Genomic DNA, 22,763 nt, shown 5'->3' with positions numbered 1-22,763 from the left:
TATGGCTCAAGTCACGCTAAGGGTGCCCTTGCTTTACAGGGGTTTCCGAATTCCGTCACAATAGTGTTGTGAAATTCGGTCCGGAGGCAGGAGCCGATCGCCACACGCGTGGGGCGATCGTGCAATTGCTGCTCGAATCTGGGCCCATCACCGCCGGTGAGATCGGCGAACAGCTCGGAATCTCGGCCGCAGGCGTGCGTCGCCACCTCGACGCCTTGATCGAGGCCGGCGACGCGCAGGCCAGCGCCGCAGCGGCCTGGCAGCACACCGGACGCGGCAGGCCCGCGAAGCGGTATCGGCTCACTGCGGCGGGTCGTGCCAAGCTCGGCCACGCCTACGACGACCTGGCCGCGGCGGCCATTCGTCAGCTGCGCGAGATCGGCGGCGACGACGCCGTGCGGACCTTCGCGCGGCGCCGTATCGACGGGATCCTCGCGGGAGTAACCGAGGGGCCCGATGACGTTGTATCTAAAGCCGACCGGGTGGCCGACGCGCTAACCAAGGCCGGCTACGCGACCAGTGTGACTTCGGTGACACCGGCGCCTGGATCGATCCACGGAATCCAGCTGTGTCAGCATCACTGTCCGGTCTCACACGTCGCGGAGGAGTTCCCCGAGCTGTGTGAGACCGAGCGTGAGGCGTTCGCGGAGATTCTGGGAACCCACGTGCAGAGGCTCGCCACCATCGTCAACGGCGACTTCGCGTGCACCACGCACGTACCCCTGGTCGAAAAGATCAGTGCTTCAGCCCCAACAGCCCCCACTAACAAACAAGGAGCGTCGAGATGACGACGACACCTGAGGTCCACAAGGTAGGCGAACCGCTCAGCCAGGACGAGGCGATCGCCTCGCTGGGCCGGTACGGCTACGGCTGGGTGGACTCCGACGTCGCGGGCGCCAGCGCGCAGCGCGGGCTGTCCGAGGCGGTGGTTCGTGACATCTCCGCCAAGAAGGACGAGCCGCAGTGGATGCTCGACATCCGGCTGAAGGCGCTGCGCACCTTCGAGAAGAAACCGATGCCGAACTGGGGTTCCAACCTCGAGGGCATCCACTTCGACAACATCAAGTACTTCGTGCGGTCCACGGAGAAGCAGGCGGCCACGTGGGACGACCTGCCCGAGGACATCCGCAACACCTACGACAAGCTGGGCATCCCGGAGGCGGAGAAGCAGCGGCTGGTCTCCGGTGTCGCGGCCCAGTACGAGTCCGAGGTGGTCTACCACCAGATCCGCGAGGACCTGGAGGCGCAGGGCGTCATCTTCCTCGACACGGATACCGCGCTGCGTGAACACCCGGAGATCTTCAAGCAGTACTTCGGCACCGTGATCCCGGCCGGCGACAACAAGTTCTCCGCGCTGAACACCGCCGTCTGGTCGGGCGGTTCGTTCATCTACGTCCCGCCCGGTGTACACGTCGACATCCCGCTGCAGGCCTACTTCCGGATCAACACCGAGAACATGGGCCAGTTCGAGCGCACGCTGATCATCGTCGACGAGGGTGCCTACGTGCACTACGTCGAGGGCTGCACCGCGCCCATCTACAAGAGTGACTCGTTGCACTCGGCGGTCGTCGAGATCATCGTCAAGTCCGGCGGCCGCTGCCGCTACACGACCATCCAGAACTGGTCGAACAACGTATACAACCTGGTCACCAAGCGGGCCAGGGCGGAGGCCGGCGCGACGATGGAGTGGGTCGACGGCAACATCGGCTCCAAGGTCACCATGAAGTACCCCGCAGTGTGGATGACCGGTGAGCACGCTCGCGGTGAGGTGCTCTCGGTGGCGTTCGCCGGCGAGGGTCAGCACCAGGACACCGGTGCCAAGATGCTGCACCTGGCGCCGAACACGTCGAGCAACATCGTGTCCAAGTCCGTCGCGCGCGGCGGTGGCCGGGCCTCTTACCGCGGCCTGGTCCAGGTCAACAAGGGCGCCCACGGATCGCGGTCGAGCGTGAAATGCGATGCGCTGCTTGTCGACACGATCAGCCGCTCCGACACCTACCCGTACGTCGACATCCGCGAGGACGACGTCACGATGGGCCACGAGGCCACGGTGTCCAAGGTCAGCGAGGATCAGCTGTTCTACCTGATGAGCCGCGGCCTGACCGAGGACGAGGCGATGGCGATGGTGGTGCGCGGCTTCGTCGAGCCGATCGCCAAGGAGCTCCCGATGGAATACGCGTTGGAGCTCAACCGGCTGATCGAACTGCAGATGGAAGGCGCGGTCGGATAGTGACGGCACAGAATCTGATTACTGCGATCGAGGGGACACCGGCCGGGTCGGCACTCAACAAGGGCGAGATCTTCACGTCGTTCGACGTGAACGCCTTCGAGGTTCCCGGCGGTCGCGACGAGATCTGGCGGTTCACGCCGTTGAAGCGCCTGCGCGGTCTGCACGACGGATCCGCGGTCGCCTCCGGTAGCGCCGGCATCACCGTGAGCGAGCGCCCCGGTGTCACCATCGAGGCGGTCGGCCGCGACGACGAGCGGCTCGGCCAGGGCGGCGTGCCCGCCGACCGCGTTGCGGCACAGGCGTACTCGTCGTTCGACAGCGCGACGATCGTCACGGTGAGCCGTGACACCGAGGTCGCCGAACCGATCGAGATCGACATCGACGGTCCCGGCGAGGGTGCGGTCGCCTACGGGCATCTGCAGATCCGCGTCGAAGAACTCTCCCGCGCGATCGTCGTGGTGGACCTGCGCGGCAGCGGGACCTACGCCGACAACGTCGAGATCATCGTCGGCGATTCGGCAGGCCTCGGGGTGATCTGGATCGCCGACTGGGCAGACGACACCGTCCACGTCAGCGCACATCACGCGCGCCTCGGCAAGGACGCCGTGCTCGGCCACGTCAACGTGACGCTCGGCGGGGACGTGGTGCGGACGACGGCGAACGTGCGTTTCACCGCGCCCGGCGGCGACGCCAAGATGCTCGGCACGTACTTCGCCGACGACGGCCAGCACTTCGAGTCGCGGCTGCTGGTCGACCACGCCCACCCGAACTGCAAGTCCGATGTGCTGTACAAGGGTGCGCTGCAGGGTGATCCGGCATCCAACCTGCCCGATGCGCACACCGTGTGGGTCGGTGACGTGTTGATCCGCGCGGAGGCCACCGGCACCGACACCTTCGAGGTGAACCGCAACCTGCTGCTCACCGACGGCGCTCGGGCCGACTCGGTGCCCAACCTCGAGATCGAGACGGGCGAGATCGTCGGAGCCGGACACGCCAGTGCCACCGGGCGTTTCGACGACGAGCAGTTGTTCTATCTGCGGGCCCGCGGCATCCCCGAGGATCAGGCGCGACGTTTGGTGGTGCGCGGCTTCTTCAACGAGATCATCGCGAAGATCGCCGTGCCCGCGGTGCGCGAGCGCCTCACCGAAGCAATCGAACGAGAACTAGCGATCACGGAATCGAGAACAGTCCAATCATGACCACACTTGAAGTCAAAGACCTGCACGTCTCGGTGCAAACCCCTGAGCAGACCGAGATCCCGATCCTCAAGGGTGTCGACCTGACCGTGAGGTCGGGGGAGACCCACGCGGTGATGGGACCAAACGGCTCCGGCAAGTCCACGCTGTCCTACGCGATCGCCGGTCACCCCAAGTACACGGTGACGTCCGGTTCGATCACGCTGGACGGCCAGGACGTGCTGGAGATGAGCATCGACGAGCGCGCCCGCGCGGGCCTGTTCCTCGCGATGCAGTACCCGGTCGAGGTGCCGGGTGTGTCGATGTCGAATTTCCTGCGCACGGCCGCGACGGCGGTGCGCGGTGAGGCGCCGAAGCTGCGGCACTGGGTCAAAGAGGTCAAGTCGGCGATGAGCGACCTCGACATCGACCAGTCGTTCTCCGAACGCAGCGTCAACGAGGGGTTCTCCGGTGGTGAGAAGAAGCGCCACGAGATCCTGCAGCTGGCCCTGCTCAAGCCGAAGATCGCGATCCTCGACGAGACCGACTCCGGCCTGGACGTCGACGCGCTGCGGGTGGTCAGCGAGGGGGTCAACCGGTACGCCGAGACCGAGAACGGTGGCGTGCTGTTGATCACCCACTACACCCGCATCCTGCGCTACATCCAGCCGCAGTTCGTGCACGTGTTCGTCGACGGACGCATCGTGACCTCCGGTGGTCCCGAGCTCGCCGACGAGCTCGAGGAGAAAGGCTACGTCCGCTTCACGCAGACGGCGGCCGCGGAGGCCTAGCCATGACCGCCACCGTTCGCCCGCTCGATCTGACCGCCGTCCGCGCGGACTTCCCGATCCTGAAGAAGCAAATGCGCGGTGGAAACACGTTGGCGTATCTGGATTCCGGGGCTACTTCGCAACGGCCGGTGCAGGTCCTCGACGCCGAACGCGGGTTCTTGGTGACCTCCAACGGCGCGGTGCACCGCGGCGCGCACCAGTTGATGGAGGAGGCGACCGACGCCTACGAGGACGGCCGCGCCGACATCGCGGCGTTCGTCGGTGCCGATCCCGACGAGTTGGTGTTCACCAAGAACGCGACCGAGGCGATCAACCTGGTCTCGTACGCGGTGGGGGACTCGCGGTTCGATCACGCCGTCGGGCCCGGCGATGTGATCGTGACGACCGAACTCGAACACCACGCCAACCTGGTTCCGTGGCAGGAGTTGGCGCGCCGGACGGGCGCCACGCTCAAGTGGTACGGCGTCACCGATGACGGACGCATCGACCTGGACTCGCTGCAGCTCGATGAGCGCGTGAAACTCGTTGCGTTCAGCCATCATTCGAATGTCACCGGCGCCCTGGCGCCGGTTGGCGAGCTGGTTGCGCACGCCAAGGCCGTCGGCGCGTTGACCCTGCTCGACGCCTGCCAGTCGGTGCCGCACCAGCCCGTCGACCTGCATGCGCTCGACGTGGACTACGCGGCGTTCTCCGGGCACAAGATGCTGGGACCGACCGGGATCGGCGTGCTGTACGGGCGGTCTGCGCTGATGAACGCGATGCCACCGTTTCTGACGGGCGGCTCGATGATCGAGACCGTGACGATGGAAGAGACGACGTACGCGCCTGCGCCGCAGCGCTTCGAGGCCGGAACGCCGGTGACGTCGCAAGTGGTCGGGTTGGCTGCCGCCGCGCGCTACTTGCGTGAGATCGGCATGGGCGCCGTCGAGGCGCACGAATCCGAGCTCGTGGCGGCCGCGCTGGAGGGACTGACCGCGATCGACGGCGTGCGCATCATCGGTCCGACGTCACTGGAGAATCGGGGCTCGCCGGTCAGTTTCGTCGTCGACGGCGTGCATGCGCACGACGTTGGGCAGGTGCTCGACGACGAGGGCGTGGCGGTGCGCGTCGGTCATCATTGCGCGTGGCCGCTGCATCGGCGGTTCGGGATCGCCGCGACCGCACGGGCGTCGTTCGCGGTGTACAACACCTCCGACGAGGTCGATCGGTTGGTAGCCGGTGTGCGCCGCGCCGTCGAATTCTTCAGCAGGGACTGACGTGCGGCTGGATCAGATCTATCAGGAAGTGATCCTCGATCACTACAAACACCCGCACAACCGCGGATTGCGCGAGCCCTACGGCGCGCAGGTTCACCACGTCAACCCGACGTGTGGTGACGAGGTGACCCTGCGGGTGGCGTTGTCCGACGACGGTGAGCAGGTGGTCGACATCTCCTATGACGGGCAGGGCTGTTCGATCAGCCAGGCCTCGACGTCGGTGCTGACCGATCAGGTGATCGGCCAGAGCGTCGGCGACGCACTCAAGACCGTCGCCGCGTTCAGCGAGATGATCTCCTCGCGCGGGACCGTCGAGGGCGACGAGGACGTCATCGGGGACGGCATCGCGTTCGCCGGTGTTGCGAAGTATCCGGCGCGGGTCAAGTGCGCGTTGCTGGGGTGGATGGCTTTCAAAGATGCACTGTCACAGGCATCGGAAGGATTTCAGGAGGCAGGATGAGTGACACCGCAGTACCCAACGAGGAACTGTTGTTCGACCTCGAGGAGGCGATGCGCGACGTCGTCGACCCCGAGCTCGGTATCAACGTGGTCGATCTGGGCCTGGTCTACGGAATCAACGTCGAGCAGGGGGAGCAGGGCAAGGTCGCGTTGCTCGACATGACGTTGACCTCGGCCGCCTGTCCGCTGACCGATGTGATCGAGGACCAGTCGCGCACAGCGCTGGTCGGGGCGGGGCTGGTCAACGAGCTGAAGATCAACTGGGTCTGGAACCCGCCGTGGGGCCCGGACAAGATCACCGAGGACGGCCGCGAGCAGCTGCGCGCGCTCGGTTTCACGGTCTAGCTCAGGCGGCGTCGGGTTCGGCGCGCGGCGTCCGTACGCTCGATGCGATATGACGCACCCTTACGTGGCCACCCGCCGCCAACTGCGCGGGGTGGCCGAAAGCCTGATCGCCGGCCCGCAATACCGGTCCGCGGGCACGATCAGGCTCGCCGTGCGGCCTGACGGATTCGCCGCGGTCGCCCTACCCCTGTCGGTGCACGGTACCGACCTGGTGTTTCCGGACGGAAGTGTTCCGCTGGCCGGCCGCGTCGAAGCCATCGCGGAGGTGGCCGGTGTGGTGCCCGGCCCTCCGGACGGCGTCTACCAAATCGTCGACCCGTTGCCCACCGACGCCGATCTCGAGCTCGATCCCGAAGCCGCGGCGTGGCTTCAGCGTTCGCACTACGCCGGCGGGTATGCGTTGAAACATGTTTTACCGGAGCAGCATCCGACGCTGTGGCCGGAACACTTCGACGTTGCCGCCGTCGAAGACGAGGTGAACTACGGGGTCTCGGCCGGTGACGAAACCCATCCGACGCCGTACGCATACGTCGGCCCGTGGCAACAGCGAACGGGTCCGTTCTGGAACGCGCCGTTCGGCGCCCTGTATCCACTCGACGCCACACATGACGTCGACACGTTGGCGGCCCGGATCACCGAATTCTTCGAGCGTGGCCGCACTGAACTGGGTATCCGTCCGTAGGCTGGGAACAGAGAGCTGACCATCAGCGTTAGGAATCAACGTGGCTACCCAAGACATCACTGCCGAACAGTTCAACAACACCATCAACGATAACGAGATCGTGCTGGTGGATTTCTGGGCGTCGTGGTGTGGCCCGTGTAAGGCGTTCGCGCCCACGTTCGCGGCGTCCTCCGAACAACACCCCGACGTGGTGTATGCCAAAGTCGACACCGAGGCCGAGCAGGAGCTGGCCGCCGCGGCCGACATCCGGTCCATCCCCACGCTGATGGCGTTCAAGAAGGGCAAGCTGGTGTTCAACCAGGCAGGCGCGTTGCCGCCGGCCGCCCTGGAGGAACTGGTTCAGCGCGTCAAGGAGTTCGACATCGACGCGGCGATCGCCGCGCAGGACAACGGTCAGCCGGAGTGAATGTCCGCACGCGATAGCGTGCATGCGTGAGCGAGCGAGCAGACAACAACACCGACGATCACAAGGGCGGCTTCGTCCTGGTCGACCGACCGCGCCCCGGCATCGCGTTGGTCACGCTGAACCGTCCCGAGCGAATGAACTCCATGGCGTTCGACGTCATGGTTCCCCTCAAGAAGGTGCTCGACGAGCTGACCTACGACAACTCCGTGCGGGCGGTCGTGCTCACCGGCGCGGGCCGCGGGTTCTCCTCAGGGGCGGATCACAAGTCGGCCGGTTCCGTGCCGCACATCGACGGGTTGACCCGGCCGACGTTCGCGCTGCGCTCGATGGAGGTGCTCGACGACGTCATCCTGTCCCTGCGCAAAATGCACCAGCCGGTCATCGCGGCGGTCAACGGCGCCGCGATCGGCGGGGGCTTGTGCCTGGCGTTGGCCTGCGACATCCGCGTGGCAGCCGACGGTGCCTACTTCCGCGCGGCCGGCATCAACAACGGCCTGACCGCCAGCGAGCTGGGGTTGTCCTATCTGCTTCCGCGCGCCATCGGCACGTCGCGGGCGTTCGAGCTGATGCTGACGGGACGTGACGTCGACGCCGCGGAGGCCGAACGCATCGGCCTGGTGTCGCGCGCGGTGCCCGGCGAGGACCTGCTCGAGGTTTGCTACCAGATGGGGGAACGCATTGCGGCGTTCTCCCGGCCCGGAATCGAGTTGACCAAGCGCACACTTTGGAGTGGACTGGACGCCGGTAGCCTGGAAGGGCATATGCAAGCCGAGGGTCTCGGACAACTGTTCGTCCGTTTGCTCACCGCCAACTTCGAAGAAGCGGTGGCGGCGCGCGCCGAAAAGCGGGCCCCCGCATTCACCGACGACAAGTAAGGACAGCACAGCGTGATCACCGCAACGGACCTCGAGGTCCGCGCTGGGGCGCGCACATTGCTGTCCACCGACGGGACTGCGCTTCGCGTACAGCCTGGCGACCGGATCGGACTGGTCGGCCGCAACGGCGCGGGTAAGACCACCACGATGCGCATCCTCGCCGGCGAGGGCGAGCCGTATGCGGGCGACATCATCCGCAACGGCGAGATCGGTTATCTGCCACAGGATCCCAGGGAAGGCGACCTGGACGTGCTCGCCAGGGACCGGGTCCTGTCGGCGCGCGGCCTGGACACCCTGCTTGCCGACCTCGAGAAGCAGCAGCTGCTGATGGCCGAAGTCGCCGACGACGCCGCCCGCGACAAGGCCGTGCGAAAGTATGGCCAGCTCGAGGAGCGGTTCGCGGCACTGGGCGGTTACGCCGCCGAGAGCGAGGCGGGCCGGATCTGCGCGAGCCTCGGGCTGCCGGAGCGGGTCCTCACTCAACCGCTGCGCACACTCTCCGGCGGGCAGCGCCGGCGCGTGGAGCTGGCCCGGATCCTGTTCGCCGCCTCTGACAGTGGTGCGGGATCGAGCACGACGCTGCTGCTCGACGAACCGACCAACCACCTCGACGCCGACTCCATCGGCTGGCTGCGGGACTTTCTGCAGAACCATCCTGGTGGCCTGGTGGTCATCAGCCACAACGTCGATCTGCTGGCCGACGTGGTGAACCGGGTGTGGTTCCTCGACGCCGTCCGCAGCGAGGTCGACGTCTACAACATGGGCTGGCAGAAATACCTCGACGCCCGCGCGACCGACGAGGCCCGGCGCCGCCGCGAACGCGCCAACGCCGAACGCAAGGCGTCCGCGCTGCGCACCCAGGCGGCCAAGATGGGGGCCAAGGCCACCAAAGCCGTTGCCGCGCAGAACATGCTGCGTCGCGCCGACCGGATGATGGCCGCACTCGACGAGGAACGCGTCGCCGACAAGGTGGCGCGCATCAAGTTCCCGACCCCCGCGCCGTGTGGGCGCACCCCGCTCGTCGCCAAGGGGCTGACCAAGAACTACGGCTCACTCGAGGTCTTCACCGGCGTCGACCTGGCGATCGACCGGGGTTCGCGGGTGGTGGTGCTGGGGCTCAACGGCGCAGGCAAGACCACCCTGTTGCGCCTGCTGGCGGGGACCGAGACGCCCGACGCCGGTCGACTCGAACCCGGTCATGGCCTCAAGCTCGGCTACTTCGCCCAGGAACACGACACCCTCGACAACAACGCGACGGTGTGGGAGAACATCCGCCACGCGGCGCCCGACACCGGCGAGCAGGACCTGCGCGGGCTGTTGGGCGCCTTCATGTTCAGCGGACCGCAGCTGGATCAGCCGGCGGGCACGCTGTCCGGCGGCGAGAAGACCCGGCTGGCGCTGGCCGGCCTGGTCGCGTCGACCGCGAACGTGCTGCTACTCGACGAGCCGACGAACAACCTCGATCCCGCGTCGCGCGAGCAGGTGCTCGATGCGCTGCGAAGCTACCTCGGCGCGGTGGTGTTGGTGACCCACGATCCCGGCGCCGCCGAGGCGCTCGAACCGCAACGCGTGGTCCTGCTGCCGGATGGCACCGAGGACTACTGGTCCGAGGATTATCGCGACCTGATCGAGTTGGCTTGATCAGCTCTGGCCTTTCCGCGAAGCGTTTGGTCAATTTCAAACGCTGTGTGTAACCGCTTCCTACGCTGGGTATCCGTCGGGGCATCGAAGCGGGGAGGTGCTGATGAAAAAGCTGGACAAGTCGAGAGACCAGTTGCTGAACGAGCTGCGGAGTGCTTACGAGGGTGGGGCAAGCATCCGTACTCTGGTCGCGTCCACGGGACGCTCGTATGGTTCGATCCACAGCATGCTGCGTGAGTCGGGTACGACGATGCGCAGTCGTGGGGGTCCGAACCACCGCAGCAGGCGCCGCTAGTCGGCCTGCCGCGCGGTCTCTTGGTCGCGTCGCTGCCGCAGTGACGCCTCGACCAGGTCCAGTACGGCACTGAGCTTTTCGGGATCGTCCCCCGACGCCAAACGTGCGACCAAGCCGTCGAGGACGAGGTCGAGATAGGTCTGCAGCACGGCGCTGGGAACGTCGTCGCGCAGTCGGCCCGCCTGCTTCTGCATGCGCAGCCGCTGGGTCGTGGCCACCGACAGTTCGGCGGAGCGCTCTGCCCAACCGCGGTGAAACTCCGGGTCGTTGCGCAGCTTTCGCGCGATCTCCAGGCGGGTGGCCAGCCAGTCGAACTGCTCGGGCGCGGCCAGCATGTCGCGCATCACCTGGACCAGCCCCTCGCGTGCGGCGACATCGGCCATGCGCTCGGCGTCCTCGCGGGCCAGTTCGAAGAACAGCGTGTCCTTGTCCCGGAAGTGATGAAAGATGGCGCCGCGCGACAGCCCAATCGTCTGCTCGAGCCGCCGCACGGTCGCCTTGTCGTAGCCGTACTCCGCGAAACACCGGCGGGCGCCGTCGAGAATCTGCCGACGACGCGCCGCCAGGTGGTCGTCGGTGACCCGGGGCAACGCGGTTGTCCCTTCCCGCGTTACTGCGACTCGAGCATGTTGCGCAGCACGTACTGCAGGATGCCGCCGTTGCGGTAGTAGTCCGCCTCACCCGGGGTGTCGATGCGCACCACCGCATCGAACTCGACGTTGGAGCCGTCCTCCTTCGCGGCGGTGACGTGCACCGTCTTCGGCGTCTTGCCCTCGTTGAGCTCCTCGATGCCGGTGATGTCGAACGTCTCGGTGCCGTCGAGGCCCAGCGACTCCGCCGTCTCACCCTCGGGGAACTGCAGTGGGATCACGCCCATGCCGATCAGGTTCGACCGGTGGATCCGCTCGAACGACTCGGTGATCACCGCGCGCACCCCAAGCAGCCGCGTGCCCTTGGCGGCCCAGTCACGCGACGACCCCGAGCCGTACTCCTTGCCGCCGAGCACGACGAGCGGAATGTCCTGCGCCGCATAGTTTTGCGCGGCATCGTAGATGAACGCCTGCTCGCCGTCCTTGGTGAAGTCGCGGGTGTAACCACCCGAGACGTCGTCGAGCAACTGGTTGCGCAGCCGGATGTTGGCGAACGTGCCGCGGATCATCACCTCGTGGTTTCCACGTCGGGAGCCGAACGAGTTGTAGTTCGCACGCTCTACGCCGTGGTCGTCGAGATACTGCGCCGCGGGCGTGCCCGGCTTGATGGCGCCGGCCGGGGAGATGTGGTCGGTGGTCACCGAATCACCCAGCAGCGCCAGCACTCTCGCGCCCTTGATGTCGGTCACCGGTTCCGGTTCGGCCGACATCCCGTCGAAGTACGGGGGTTTGCGCACGTAGGTCGAATCCTCGGCCCATTCGAAGGTGTTGCCCTCCGGGGTGGGCAGGTTGCGCCAGCGCTCGTCACCCTTGAAGACGTCGGCGTAGTTCTTGGTGAACATCTCCTGGCTGATCGCCTCGGCGATCGTGTCGTTGATGTCGGACTGCGATGGCCAGATGTCGCGCAGGTAGACGTCGTTACCGTCCTTGTCCTGGCCTAACGGCATCTCCTCGAAGTCGAAGTCCATCGTGCCGGCGAGCGCATAGGCGATCACCAGCGGCGGAGACGCCAGGTAGTTCATCTTGGTATCCGGGTTGATCCGGCCCTCGAAGTTGCGGTTGCCCGACAGCACCGCCGCCACGGCGAGGTCATTGTCGTTAACGGCCTCGCTGATCTCCTCGGGCAGCGGGCCGCTGTTGCCGATGCAGGTCGTGCAGCCGTACCCGACGAGGAAGAAGCCCAACTTCTCCAGATACGGCCACAGCCCGGCCTTCTCGTAGTAGTCGGTGACGACCTGCGAGCCGGGAGCCATCGTCGTCTTCACCCACGGCTTCGTGGCCAGACCCTTCTCGACCGCGTTCTTGGCCAGCAGCGCCGCGCCGAGCATCACCTCGGGGTTGGAGGTGTTGGTGCACGACGTGATCGCGGCGATCACCACCGCGCCGTGGTCGAGCACGAACTCGCCGAGTTCATCCGATTTCACGGTGACGGGTTTGCTCGGCCGGCCATTGGGTTCGATCGCCGCGCTCGCGACATGGGCCGGCGGCTTCTTGTTGTTGAGGAACGACGTGTTGCGTACCGGATCGCTGGCCGGGAACGTCTCGTCGATCGCCTCGTCGAGTTGGGAGTACTCACCGTTGAATTCGCCGTCTTCGACGTAGTCGGTGATGTCCTGACGGAAGGCCCCCTTGGCCTCGTTGAGCGCGATGCGGTCCTGCGGGCGCTTCGGTCCGGCGATCGACGGCACCACGTCGGACAGGTCCAACTCGATGTACTCGGAGAACTTGGGCTCCCGCTTGGGGTCGTGCCAGATGCCCTGTTCCTTGGCGTACGCCTCGACGAGCGCCAGTTGCTCCTCGCTGCGCCCGGTGAAGCGCAGATAGCTGATGGTCTCCTCGTCGATGGGGAAGATGGCCGCGGTGGAACCGAACTCGGGGCTCATGTTGCCCAGCGTGGCCCGGTTTGCCAGCGGAACCTCGGCCACACCGTCGCCGTAGAACTCGACGAACTTACCGACCACGCCGTGCTGGCGCAGCATCTCAGTGACCGTGAGCACCACGTCGGTGGCCGTCACGCCCGGCTGCCGCTCACCGGTCAGCTTGAACCCGACGACCCGGGGGATGAGCATCGACACGGGCTGGCCCAGCATCGCGGCCTCGGCCTCGATGCCGCCGACGCCCCAGCCCAGCACGCCGAGACCGTTGACCATGGTGGTGTGGCTGTCGGTGCCCACACAGGTGTCCGGGTACGCCACCCCGTCGCGGTCCATCACGACACTGGCCAGGTATTCGATGTTGACCTGGTGGACGATGCCGGTGCCCGGCGGAACCACCTTGAAGTCGTCGAAGGCGCCCTGGCCCCAACGCAGGAACTGATAACGCTCGCCGTTGCGTTCGTACTCGATCTCGACGTTGCGCTCGAACGCGTCTTCGCGGCCGAACAGGTCGGCGATCACCGAGTGGTCGATCACCAGGTCGGCGGGGGCGAGGGGGTTGACCTTCTCGGGGTCACCGCCGAGGTCGGCGATCGCTTCGCGCATGGTGGCCAGGTCGACGATGCACGGCACACCGGTGAAGTCCTGCATCACCACGCGCGCGGGGGTGAACTGGATCTCCACGCTGGGATCGGCTTCGGGATCCCAGTTGGCGATCGCCTCGATGTGGTCCTTGGTGATGTTGGCGCCGTCCTCGTTGCGCAGCAGGTTCTCGGCAAGGACCTTCAGGCTGTAGGGCAGCTTGTCGGTACCCGGCACCGCGTCGAGGCGGTAGATCTCGTAGCTCTTGTCTCCGACCTTCAGGGTGTCGCGGGCGTCAAAAGAATTGGGGGAAGAATTTTCCGTATTACCTTTGCTCACATCAACTCCCGGCTAGTTCTCGCAGCCGACGGGCTGTGACGGCCGCGTTACAACTCTAACAGTACGCTTGTCCTGCAAAACGGTCAGGGTCGGTTCTCAATCTCGTACCCGCAGCGCGTGCTGTCACTCTGCTGAGTACCCATCACGTACGGTTCTTCTGTGTTCGGACCGCATGTGATTCCGTATCTGCCGGCCTACATACCGCCCGACGTCTGCGGGCCCGTGGGCATGGACCCCGCGACCACGCCGGTCGACACGTGCCTGAATCTGGTCATCGAAGACCTCCGCGACGACGGGGTGAGCGCCTCGCCCACACCCGACAACGCGGGTCTGCCCGACGTGGTCGCCGAGGCCCAGCAGAAGGGCATCGACCTGAAGATCGTCGTCGTGGACCAGAACCCGCCGATCGACACGCCACTGCGCGATATCGCGACCGAGGTGGGCGAGGCGTTTCCCGGGTCGACGGTGCTGGTGCTCAGCCCGACGGACTCGGGCACCTTCAGTACGACGTTCGACCGCATGACACTGGAGGCGGGCCAGGATGTCGCCGAAGGGCGCGGTCCGGTCCAGGGTTCGCAGAATTTCCTCAGTGAGCTGACGGCAACGCACTTTCCGTGGACTGCATTGACGATTGTGGTCGTTGTGGGAGTGGTTGCCGCCGTTATCGGTACGCGACTTTTGCAGGTTCGCGCCAACCGTTCCACGTCGCGCGAGAACGCTTGAATCTCCACTGCGCCAACGGTTTTGGGGTGATCGCCGAATGCCCCGGTATTGGCGAAGTCACGACCCGATAACACTTCTTTCAATTACAAACTTGTAATTCGCGACTAAAGTTTCTTTGGCGTCAGATGTGACGTACGGTGCAATCGGTAACTGTGTTGTAGATGTGCATCGTGTGACAAATGAGCACAGTCACCGTGACGAATGTGTCCGCACGTTCGCCTGAAGCCATAGGAGAACTGAGTCGGATGAGACGCACACCTGGCGCATCCGCTACGCGGCCGTGTGGACGATTCTGCGCGGCCCTGATCGTGGCAACCATGTTGTCCACCGCCCCCGGCCTGGCCCTCGCGCAACCCGACAGCCCCGACAGCCTCGCCGCGCTGGTCGCCGCCGTCGCCGATGCCGATCAGAAGCTGCAGGATCTCGGCGCCGAGATTCAGCAGCAGCAGGAAAGCGTCAACAAGGCGATCGTCGACGTGCAGACCGCCCGGGATAACGCGGACGCCGCGCAGCGTGAGGTCGATGCGAGCCGACAGCGCGTCGAGCACGCCAACATCGCGATCGAGCAGGCGCAGAAGCGGTTCAACTCCTTCGCCGCCGCGACATACGTCAACGGCCCCTCGGACTCGTACCTGACCGCGGGCGATCCCGCCGAGGTCATCAAGACGGCTGCGGCGGGGCAGACGCTGGCGATCAGCTCGCAGCAGGTGATCGCCGATCTGCAGCGAGCCCGCACCGAGCAGGTCAACCGCGAGTCCGCGGCTCGGCTGGCCAAGCAGAACGCCGACAAGGCGGTCGCCGACGCCGAAGCCAGCCAGCAGTCCGCGGTTTCGGCTCTGACCAACGCGCAGGAGACGTTCAAGTCCCAGCAGGCCCAGCTCGACAAGCTGGCCGCCGAGCGCAAGGCCGCGCAGGCCAAGCTCGCCGAGGCGCGTACCCAGGCCGCGCCGGCGTCACCGGCGGGTCCTGCCGCGCAACCGGCGGCCGCCGCGACGCCGAAAAGCCCCGACTGGGACCGCGCCCCGGAGGGTGTCGACCCCGGCACCGGTAACTGGGCCACGCCGTGGGACCCGACGTTGCCGGCGATCCCCAGCGCCTTCGTCAGCGGCGATCCGATCGCGATCATCAACGCGGTTCTCGGCATCGCGTCGACCTCGGCGCAGGTGACCCAGGACCTCGGGCGCAAGTTCCTGCAATCGCTGGGAATCCTTCCGCAACCGGCCGCCGCGCCGGCCTTCAACAACGGCGCGATTCCCCGCGTCTACGGCAGGCAGGCGACCGAGTTCGTGATCAAGCGCGCCATGTCGCAGATGGGCGTCCCCTACTCGTGGGGCGGCGGCAACGCTGCCGGACCGAGCCGCGGCATCGACTCCGGCGCGGGCACAGTCGGTTTCGACTGCTCGGGCCTGATGCTCTACGCGTTCGCAGGCGTCGGCATCAAGCTCGACCACTATTCGGGTTCCCAGTACAACGCCGGGCGCAAGGTCCCGACGTCGCAGATGCGCCGTGGCGACATGTTGTTCTGGGGCCCCAACGCCAGCCAGCACGTGGCGCTGTACCTCGGCGACGGACAGATGATCGAAGCGCCCTATACGGGTTCGGTGGTGAAGATCTCGCCGGTGCGTACCAGCGGCATGACCCCGTACGCGACTCGTCTCATCGAATGGTGAGCGGTCAGAAGCGAAAGACGTTAGGAAAACTTTGCGTTTCAAGCTGATTCGGTTCCTGGGCGGTTGTGCGCTGCTGGTGGCGACCGTCGCGCTCACCGTCGGGCTGGCGACGCCGGCGACGTCCGCACCCGAGGACGGTCAGTGGGATCCGACGCTGCCCAAACTGATCAGCGCCGGCGCCCCTGGCGATCCCCTCGCGATCGCCAACGCGTCGCTCGCGGCGACGGCTCAGGCCACCGAAGCCACGATGAGCCTGGGTCGCAAGTTCCTGTCCACCCTGGGTCTCGCGCCACCGGAGGCGGCGACGGCGAGTGTCGCGCCGGGCCGGGTGCGCGGACCGCAGGCCATCGAGTACGTCATCCGTCGCGGCGCCTCACAGATGGGCGTGCCGTACTCATGGGGCGGCGGCAAGCCCAACGGCCCGAGCCGGGGCATCGACTCGGGGGCCAACACCGTCGGGTTCGACTGCTCGGGTTTCACCCAGTTCTCGTTCGCCGGGGTCGGGGTGCTGATCCCGAAGTACTCCGGCGACCAGTACGACACCGGCCGCAAGGTGCCGACGTCGCAGGCCAAGCGCGGCGACCTGCTGTTCTGGGGTCCCGGCGGCAGTCAGCACGTCGCCATCTACCTGGGCGGTGGGCAGATGCTCGAGTCCTCGGGCAGCGCGGGCAAGGTCACGGTGGGCCCGGTTCGTCACTCCGGCCTTCAGCCGTATGTGGCGCGCATCATCGAATCCTGAGCGGGAGCTGAGCCGAACCTGAAGGCTTTTGTTGAAAGCTCTTCGGGCAAGCGCTCATCGGCGGGCAACGTCGACGGATTCTGCCGTGCCTGGAATAGTTGACGTCGAGCGTGCGGCCGCGACCGGCCTGCGCCGCTTTGACCAGCGAGTTATGTGGAAGGAACGTTGATGACCTCACCGAGTGGGCCGTCGCAGGGGCCTGGAGGCTACCCCGGCCAGGCACCGGCACAGGGATACCAGGGCTCACACGCCGCACCGTCGAGCCCGGCTTCCCAGAACGGCGGTCTGCAGCAGGAGGTCCACACGCTCGAGCGGGCCGTCTTCGAGGTCAAGCGCATCATCGTCGGACAGGACCAACTGGTCGAGCGCATGCTGGTCGGTCTGCTCGCCAAGGGCCACGTACTGCTCGAGGGTGTGCCCGGCGTGGCCAAGACGCTGGCCGTCGAGACCTTCGCCAAGGTGGTGGGCGGCACCTTCGCGCGCATCCAGTTCACGCCCGACCTGGTGCCGACCGACATCGTCGGTACCCGCATCTACCGGGTGGGCAAGGAGGAGTTCGACATCGAACTCGGGCCCGTCGTGGTCAACTTCCTGCTCGCCGACGAGATCAACCGCGCCCCAGCCAAGGTGCAGTCGGCGCTCCTCGAGGTCATGGCCGAGCGCAAGATCTCCATCGGCGGCAAGACGTTCCCATTGCCCCAACCGTTCCTGGTGATGGCCACGCAGAACCCGATCGAGCAGGAGGGCGTGTATGCCCTGCCCGAGGCTCAACGGGACCGCTTCCTGTTCAAGCTGAACATCGACTACCCATCGCCCGAGGAAGAGCGGGAGATCATCTACCGGATGGGCGTCAAGCCGCCGGAGCCCAAGCAGATCCTCGCTCCCGGCGACCTGCTGCGCCTGCAGGACGTGGCGGCCAATAACTTCGTGCACCACGCCCTGGTCGACTACGTCGTCCGCGTGGTGACCGCGACGCGTCAGCCCGAGAAGTTCGGGATGCCCGACGCGAAGGCGTGGATCGCCTACGGCGCCTCGCCGCGCGCATCGCTGGGCATCATCGCGGCGTCGCGCGCGCTGGCGCTCGTGCGGGGACGCGACTACGTGATCCCGCAGGATGTCGTCGAGGTCATCCCCGATGTGCTGCGGCACCGGTTGGTGTTGACCTACGACGCGTTGGCCGACGAGATCTCGGCCGAGACGGTGATCAACCGCATCCTGCAGACCGTGGCCCTGCCGCAGGTGAACGCCATTCCGCAGCAAGGTCATTCGGTGCCGCCCGTCGTGCCCGCCGCCGCTGGTGCGGCCAGCAATCGGTGACCAGTTCCCGACGCTCCGTTGATCTGCCGTCGCTGAAGCGCGGCGAGATCCGTGACCCCGCGCTGAGCGCGGCGCTGCGCAAGCTCGAGTTGACCGTGCGGCGCAAGCTCGACGGCGTGCTGCACGGCGACCACCTCGGCCTGCTGCCCGGCCCGGGGTCGGAACCGGGGGAGTCACGGCTCTATCAGCCCGGCGACGACGTGCGCCGGATGGACTGGTCGGTCACGGCGCGCACCACGCATCCGCACGTGCGGCAGATGATCGCCGACCGCGAACTCGAGACCTGGCTCGTGATCGACATGTCGGCCAGCCTCGACTTCGGCACAACCGGTTGCGAGAAGCGCGATCTCGCGGTGGCCGCCGCGGCGGCGATCACGTTCCTCAACAGCGGGGGCGGCAACCGAATCGGTGCGATCATCGCCAACGGCGACACCGTGCGGCGGGTGCCCGCACTGTCGGGCCGGATGCACGAGCAGGAGATGCTGCGCGCGATCGCGACGATGCCCAAGGCGCCTGCCGGCGTCCGCGGGGATCTGGCCGCCGCGATCGACGCGTTGCGCAGGCCCGAGCGGCGCCGCGGCATGGCGGTGATCATCAGCGACTTCCTCGGTCCGATCAACTGGATGCGCCCGCTGCGGGCGATCGCGGGGCGCCACGAGGTGCTCGGAATCGAAGTGCTCGACCCGCGCGACGTCGAACTGCCCGCGGTCGGCGAAGTGGTGCTGCAGGACGCCGAGACCGGGGTGACCCGTGAGTTCACCATCGACGAGCAGTTGCGCGACGACTTCGAGCGGGCGGCCGCGGCGCACCGCGCGGAGGTGGCCAGGACGTTGCGGCGATGCGATGCGCCGCTGCTGACGCTGCGCACCGATCGCGACTGGATCGCCGACGTCGTCCGGTTCGTCGCCAACCGCAGGCGTGGCGCGCTGGCGGGCCACGCCTGATATCGAGATGATTAGGCGCACATGACATTGCCGTTGCTCGGACCCATGACGCTGTCGGGTTTCGAAAACGCCTGGTTCTTCCTGTTCCTGCTCGCGGTGCTCGGAATCGTCGGGCTCTACATGGTCGTCCAGCTGGCCCGGCATCGGCGGATGCTGCGGTTTGCCAACATGGAGTTGTTGGAAAGCGTTGCGCCAAAACGACCTTCGCGCTGGCGGCATCTTCCCGCGATCCTGCTCGTCATCGGTCTGGTGTTGCTGACGGTGGCGATGGCCGGACCCACGCACGACGTCCGCATTCCACGCAACCGCGCGGTGGTGATGCTCGTGATGGACGTCTCGCAGTCGATGCGCGCCACCGACGTCGCTCCGAACCGGATGGCCGCCGCCCAGGAGGCGTCCAAACAGTTCGCCGACGAACTCACCCCGGGAATCAACCTGGGCTTGATCTCCTACGCCGGCACGGCGACGGTGCTGGTGTCGCCGACCACGGGCCGGGAGGCCACCAAGGCCGCAATCGACAAACTGGAGTTCGCCGACCGCACGGCGACCGGTGAGGGCATCTTCACGGCTCTGCAGGCGATCGCCACCGTCGGGGCCGTGATCGGCGGCGGCGACGAACCCCCGCCTGCGCGCATCGTGTTGTTCTCCGACGGCAAGGAGACCGTGCCGTCGAACCCGGACAACCCCAAGGGCGCCTACACCGCGGCCCGCACCGCGAAGGACCAGGGGGTGCCGATCTCGACGATCTCGTTCGGCACGCCGTACGGCTACGTCGAGATCAACGACCAGCGCCAGCCCGTACCGGTCGACGACGAGATGCTCAAGAAGATCGCCGATCTGTCCGGCGGCGAGGCGTTCACCGCGTCGAGCCTTCAACAGCTGCGAGAGGTCTACGCCAACCTGCAGCAGCAGATCGGCTACGAGACGATCCGCGGCGATGCGAGCGTGGGGTGGCTGCGGCTGGGAACGCTGGCCCTCGCGATGGCCACGCTGGCGGCCTTATTCATCAACCGTCGTCTGCCGAACTGATTTGCAAGGGATGACGATCTGAGATGACAGTTCCACTGCTGGGACCGCTATCGCTCACGGGTTTTCAGCACATCTGGTGGTTCCTCCTGTTCGTGGTGGTCCTGCTGACACTGGCCGGGTTGTACGCCGCCGCCCAGATCGCCCGGCGAAAGCGGTTACAGCGCTTCGCCAACACCGAGCTGCTCGACAGCGTCGCGCCCAAGCGGCCCAGTCCACTGCGTCACGTTCCCGCGGCGCTGCTGGCGATCTCGCTGCTGTTCTGCACCATCGCGCTGGCCGGGCCCACCCACGACCAACGCCTTCCGCGCAACCGCGCGGTGGTGGTGCTGGCCATCGACGTCTCCCAGTCGATGCGCGCCACCGACGTCGACCCGAGCCGCCTGGCCGCGGCCCAGGAGGCCTCGAAGAAGTTCGTCGACGAGCTCACGCCGGGCATCAACCTCGGCGTCATCGCCTATGCCGGGACCGCCAACGTCCTGGTTTCGCCGACCACCAACCGCGACGCGAGCCGGCGCGCGATCGAGAATCTTCAGGTGGCCGACAAGACCGCGACCGGCGAGGCCATCTTCACCGCACTGTCGTCGATCTCCACCGTCGGCGCTGTCATCGGTGGCGGCGATACGCCGCCGCCCGCGCACATCGTGCTGTTCTCCGACGGCAAGGAGACGGTGCCGAACAACCCCGACAACCCGAAGGGTGCGTTCACCGCGGCACGGGCCGCCAAGGATCAGGGGGTGCCGATCTCGACGATCTCGTTCGGCACGCCGAACGGGTCGGTCGAGGTGAACAACGAGCGGGTCCCGGTGCCCGTCGACGACGAGGGCATGGAGAAGATCGCAGAGCTCGCAGGCGGCGAGGCCTACACCGCGTCCAACCTCGACGAACTCAACAAGGTCTACGACACCCTGCAGGACCAGATCGGGTACGAGACCGTGCGCGGTGAGGCGACCACCGGCTGGCTCCGGCTCGGCGCCCTGTTCGCGGCCGTGGCGGCCGTGGCCAGCCTGCTGATCAACCGACGGCTACCGCTGTGAGCGCGGCACTTCACTAAGGCGATTTCTTAAGAATGGCGGGCAGGCGATAGGTTGGCGGGCATGACTGCGCACGCGACGAGCAATGACACCGGAGCGACCGCCGAATCCGAATCGGCCGGTGGTCGTCCGCCTTTCGTCTCCCGCTCGGTGCTGGTGACCGGCGGTAACCGTGGCATCGGCCTTGCCATCGCGAAGCGTCTCGCCGCCGACGGTCACAAGGTCGCCGTCACCCACCGCGGTTCGGGGGCCCCCGAGGGGCTGTTCGGCGTGGTGTGCGATGTCACCGACAACGCCGCCGTCGACCGCGCGTTCAAAGAGGTCGAGGAGCATCAGGGACCGGTCGAGGTGCTGGTGTCCAACGCCGGCATCTCCAAGGACGCGTTTTTGATGCGGATGACCGAGGAGCGGTTCGAAGAGGTCATCAACGCCAACCTCACCGGCGCGTTCCGGGTGGCGCAGCGGGCCTCACGCACCATGCAGCGCAAGCGGTTCGGCCGGATCATCTTCATCGGCTCGGTGTCGGGGATGTGGGGCATCGGCAACCAGGCCAACTACGCGGCCGCCAAGGCCGGGCTGATCGGCATGGCCCGCTCGATCTCGCGTGAGCTGTCCAAGGCCAACGTCACCGCCAACGTCGTCGCGCCCGGCTACATCGACACCGAGATGACCCGGGCCCTCGACGAACGGATCCAGGCCGGTGCACTGGATTTCATACCCGCCAAGCGCGTGGGCACCGCCGAGGAGGTGGCCGGCGCGGTCAGCTTCCTGGCGTCCGAGGATGCCAGCTATATCGCCGGCGCGGTGATCCCCGTTGACGGCGGCATGGGTATGGGCCACTAGATCTTTTCGCAAGAGAGAGGGACTTTCACATGACCGGTTTGCTCGAAGGCAAGCGCATCCTCGTCACGGGAATCATCACCGACTCGTCGATCGCGTTCCACATCGCCAAGGTCGCTCAAGAGTCGGGTGCGGAGCTGGTGTTGACCGGGTTCGACCGGCTGAAGCTGATCCAGCGGATCGCCGACCGGTTGCCCAACCCGGCGCCGCTGTTGGAGCTCGACGTGCAGAACGAGAAGCACCTCGACACGTTATCCGAGCGCATCACAGAGGTGATCGGCGAGGGCAACAAGATCGACGGCGTGGTGCACTCGATCGGCTTCATGCCGCAATCGGGCATGGGCATCAACCCGTTCTTCGACGCGCCCTACGAGGACGTCTCCAAAGGCATTCACATCTCGGCCTTTTCATACGCCTCGCTGGCGAAGGCGACGCTGCCGATCATGAACCGCGGCGGCAGCATCGTCGGCATGGACTTCGATCCGACCCGCGCGATGCCCGCCTACAACTGGATGACCGTGGCCAAGAGTGCGCTCGAGTCGGTGAACCGCTTCGTCGCCCGGGAGGCCGGGCCGTACGGTGTGCGGTCGAATCTCGTCGCGGCCGGGCCGATCCGCACGCTCGCGATGAGCGCGATCGTCGGCGGCGCGCTCGGCGTCGAGGCCGGTGAGCAGATGCGGTTGCTCGAGGAGGGCTGGGATCAGCGCGCGCCGGTCGGCTGGGACATGAAGGACCCGACCCCGGTGGCAAAGACCGTGTGCGCCCTGCTGTCGGACTGGCTGCCTGCCACCACCGGCACCGTGATCTACGCCGACGGCGGCGCAAGCACGCAGTTGCTGTGACGGACCTGCGGTAAATGGACATCGATGA

General features: G+C 66.5%; 23 protein-coding genes. 21 read left to right on the top strand and 2 right to left on the bottom strand.

Annotated elements, in window-relative coordinates:
- Positions 1–68: 68 nt before the first annotated feature.
- The 12 genes from A5790_RS24940 to A5790_RS25625 all read left to right on the top strand — a co-directional run bounded on the left by A5790_RS24940 (position 69) and on the right by A5790_RS25625 (position 10,155).
- A complete protein-coding gene (locus tag A5790_RS24940; RefSeq protein ID WP_066850408.1) occupies positions 69–788 on the top strand; it encodes a metalloregulator ArsR/SmtB family transcription factor in 720 nt (239 codons plus the stop codon).
- Positions 785–2,230, top strand: coding sequence for a Fe-S cluster assembly protein SufB (gene sufB, locus A5790_RS24935; protein WP_066850403.1), 1,446 nt, complete (start codon positions 785–787; stop codon positions 2,228–2,230). The genes A5790_RS24940 and sufB overlap by 4 nt, the downstream gene beginning before the upstream one ends.
- A gap of 14 nt (positions 2,231–2,244) precedes the next feature.
- Positions 2,245–3,429 carry a Fe-S cluster assembly protein SufD gene (sufD, locus tag A5790_RS24930; protein WP_197696887.1) on the top strand — a complete coding sequence of 395 codons (1,185 nt, stop codon included), beginning with the start codon at positions 2,245–2,247 and terminating at the stop codon, positions 3,427–3,429.
- Entirely contained in the window at positions 3,426–4,196 is a 771-nt protein-coding gene (gene sufC / locus A5790_RS24925) for a Fe-S cluster assembly ATPase SufC (RefSeq protein ID WP_066850399.1), read from the top strand. Before sufD ends, sufC begins: the two co-directional genes overlap by 4 nt.
- A gap of 2 nt (positions 4,197–4,198) precedes the next feature.
- Positions 4,199–5,452: a cysteine desulfurase gene (locus tag A5790_RS24920; RefSeq protein ID WP_066850398.1), complete on the top strand. Its 1,254-nt coding sequence runs from the start codon at positions 4,199–4,201 to the stop codon at positions 5,450–5,452.
- A 1-nt stretch (position 5,453) separates the two neighbouring features.
- Positions 5,454–5,912, top strand: coding sequence for a Fe-S cluster assembly sulfur transfer protein SufU (gene sufU, locus A5790_RS24915; RefSeq protein ID WP_064395499.1), 459 nt, complete (start codon positions 5,454–5,456; stop codon positions 5,910–5,912).
- Entirely contained in the window at positions 5,909–6,256 is a 348-nt protein-coding gene (locus A5790_RS24910; protein WP_066850393.1) for a metal-sulfur cluster assembly factor, read from the top strand. Before sufU ends, A5790_RS24910 begins: the two co-directional genes overlap by 4 nt.
- Positions 6,257–6,305: 49 nt before the next feature.
- Entirely contained in the window at positions 6,306–6,938 is a 633-nt protein-coding gene (locus tag A5790_RS24905) for a hypothetical protein (RefSeq protein WP_066850391.1), read from the top strand.
- A gap of 40 nt (positions 6,939–6,978) precedes the next feature.
- Positions 6,979–7,344 (top strand): thioredoxin, encoded by a 366-nt coding sequence (trxA, locus tag A5790_RS24900; RefSeq protein ID WP_064395502.1) that lies wholly within the window; start codon positions 6,979–6,981, stop codon positions 7,342–7,344.
- 26 nt (positions 7,345–7,370) lie between these two features.
- Positions 7,371–8,219 carry an enoyl-CoA hydratase gene (locus A5790_RS24895; protein ID WP_066850389.1) on the top strand — a complete coding sequence of 283 codons (849 nt, stop codon included), beginning with the start codon at positions 7,371–7,373 and terminating at the stop codon, positions 8,217–8,219.
- 12 nt (positions 8,220–8,231) lie between these two features.
- Positions 8,232–9,860, top strand: a complete 1,629-nt coding sequence (locus tag A5790_RS24890) for an ABC-F family ATP-binding cassette domain-containing protein (RefSeq protein ID WP_066850387.1) — start codon at positions 8,232–8,234, stop codon at positions 9,858–9,860.
- A gap of 103 nt (positions 9,861–9,963) precedes the next feature.
- A complete protein-coding gene (locus tag A5790_RS25625; protein WP_064348432.1) occupies positions 9,964–10,155 on the top strand; it encodes a helix-turn-helix domain-containing protein in 192 nt (63 codons plus the stop codon).
- Here A5790_RS25625 and A5790_RS24885 read toward each other — a convergent pair.
- Positions 10,152–10,745: a TetR/AcrR family transcriptional regulator gene (locus tag A5790_RS24885; protein ID WP_066850385.1), complete on the bottom strand. Its 594-nt coding sequence runs from the start codon at positions 10,743–10,745 to the stop codon at positions 10,152–10,154. The genes A5790_RS25625 and A5790_RS24885 overlap by 4 nt on opposite strands.
- Positions 10,746–10,765: 20 nt before the next feature.
- Positions 10,766–13,600 (bottom strand): aconitate hydratase, encoded by a 2,835-nt coding sequence (locus A5790_RS24880; RefSeq protein WP_066850383.1) that lies wholly within the window; start codon positions 13,598–13,600, stop codon positions 10,766–10,768.
- A 159-nt stretch (positions 13,601–13,759) separates the two neighbouring features.
- Between A5790_RS24880 and A5790_RS24875 the strand changes: the two genes are divergently transcribed.
- The 9 genes from A5790_RS24875 to inhA all read left to right on the top strand — a co-directional run bounded on the left by A5790_RS24875 (position 13,760) and on the right by inhA (position 22,735).
- Positions 13,760–14,323 (top strand): DUF6676 family protein, encoded by a 564-nt coding sequence (locus tag A5790_RS24875; protein ID WP_066850381.1) that lies wholly within the window; start codon positions 13,760–13,762, stop codon positions 14,321–14,323.
- 245 nt (positions 14,324–14,568) lie between these two features.
- Positions 14,569–15,993: an NlpC/P60 family peptidoglycan endopeptidase RipA gene (gene ripA, locus A5790_RS24870; RefSeq protein ID WP_066850379.1), complete on the top strand. Its 1,425-nt coding sequence runs from the start codon at positions 14,569–14,571 to the stop codon at positions 15,991–15,993.
- A gap of 31 nt (positions 15,994–16,024) precedes the next feature.
- On the top strand, positions 16,025–16,732 hold the full coding sequence (gene ripB / locus A5790_RS24865; protein ID WP_066850377.1) for an NlpC/P60 family peptidoglycan endopeptidase RipB: 708 nt from the start codon (positions 16,025–16,027) through the stop codon (positions 16,730–16,732).
- A 168-nt stretch (positions 16,733–16,900) separates the two neighbouring features.
- Positions 16,901–18,049, top strand: coding sequence for a MoxR family ATPase (locus tag A5790_RS24860; protein ID WP_064348434.1), 1,149 nt, complete (start codon positions 16,901–16,903; stop codon positions 18,047–18,049).
- On the top strand, positions 18,046–18,993 hold the full coding sequence (locus A5790_RS24855; protein WP_064406116.1) for a DUF58 domain-containing protein: 948 nt from the start codon (positions 18,046–18,048) through the stop codon (positions 18,991–18,993). The genes A5790_RS24860 and A5790_RS24855 overlap by 4 nt, the downstream gene beginning before the upstream one ends.
- A gap of 21 nt (positions 18,994–19,014) precedes the next feature.
- Positions 19,015–20,022, top strand: a complete 1,008-nt coding sequence (locus A5790_RS24850; RefSeq protein WP_066850376.1) for a VWA domain-containing protein — start codon at positions 19,015–19,017, stop codon at positions 20,020–20,022.
- Positions 20,023–20,045: 23 nt separating this feature from the next.
- Positions 20,046–21,056, top strand: a complete 1,011-nt coding sequence (locus tag A5790_RS24845; protein ID WP_066850374.1) for a VWA domain-containing protein — start codon at positions 20,046–20,048, stop codon at positions 21,054–21,056.
- A 60-nt stretch (positions 21,057–21,116) separates the two neighbouring features.
- Positions 21,117–21,896, top strand: a complete 780-nt coding sequence (gene fabG1 / locus A5790_RS24840) for a 3-oxoacyl-ACP reductase FabG1 (RefSeq protein WP_064395513.1) — start codon at positions 21,117–21,119, stop codon at positions 21,894–21,896.
- A gap of 29 nt (positions 21,897–21,925) precedes the next feature.
- Positions 21,926–22,735 (top strand): NADH-dependent enoyl-ACP reductase InhA, encoded by an 810-nt coding sequence (gene inhA / locus A5790_RS24835; RefSeq protein WP_066850372.1) that lies wholly within the window; start codon positions 21,926–21,928, stop codon positions 22,733–22,735.
- The last annotated feature ends 28 nt before the right edge of the window (positions 22,736–22,763 follow it).

It is taken from the genome of Mycobacterium sp. 852002-51152_SCH6134967, assembly GCF_001667105.1.
GTDB lineage: Bacteria > Actinomycetota > Actinomycetes > Mycobacteriales > Mycobacteriaceae > Mycobacterium > Mycobacterium neumannii_A.
Note: the sequence above shows the minus strand (reverse complement) of the source record. Positions and strands in the feature narration are given on the sequence as shown.

Excerpts from the sequence above, each read along its gene's own strand:
- sufB (WP_066850403.1), top strand. The coding sequence starts at position 785 with ATGACGACGACACCTGAGGTCCACAAGGTAGGCGAACCGCTCAGCCAG.
- sufC (WP_066850399.1), top strand. The coding sequence starts at position 3,426 with ATGACCACACTTGAAGTCAAAGACCTGCACGTCTCGGTGCAAACCCCT.
- A5790_RS24920 (WP_066850398.1), top strand. The coding sequence starts at position 4,199 with ATGACCGCCACCGTTCGCCCGCTCGATCTGACCGCCGTCCGCGCGGAC.
- A5790_RS24910 (WP_066850393.1), top strand. The coding sequence starts at position 5,909 with ATGAGTGACACCGCAGTACCCAACGAGGAACTGTTGTTCGACCTCGAG.
- A5790_RS24905 (WP_066850391.1), top strand. The coding sequence starts at position 6,306 with ATGACGCACCCTTACGTGGCCACCCGCCGCCAACTGCGCGGGGTGGCC.
- A5790_RS25625 (WP_064348432.1), top strand. The coding sequence starts at position 9,964 with ATGAAAAAGCTGGACAAGTCGAGAGACCAGTTGCTGAACGAGCTGCGG.
- ripA (WP_066850379.1), top strand. The coding sequence starts at position 14,569 with ATGAGACGCACACCTGGCGCATCCGCTACGCGGCCGTGTGGACGATTC.
- A5790_RS24860 (WP_064348434.1), top strand. The coding sequence starts at position 16,901 with ATGACCTCACCGAGTGGGCCGTCGCAGGGGCCTGGAGGCTACCCCGGC.
- A5790_RS24850 (WP_066850376.1), top strand. The coding sequence starts at position 19,015 with ATGACATTGCCGTTGCTCGGACCCATGACGCTGTCGGGTTTCGAAAAC.
- A5790_RS24845 (WP_066850374.1), top strand. The coding sequence starts at position 20,046 with ATGACAGTTCCACTGCTGGGACCGCTATCGCTCACGGGTTTTCAGCAC.
- fabG1 (WP_064395513.1), top strand. The coding sequence starts at position 21,117 with ATGACTGCGCACGCGACGAGCAATGACACCGGAGCGACCGCCGAATCC.
- inhA (WP_066850372.1), top strand. The coding sequence starts at position 21,926 with ATGACCGGTTTGCTCGAAGGCAAGCGCATCCTCGTCACGGGAATCATC.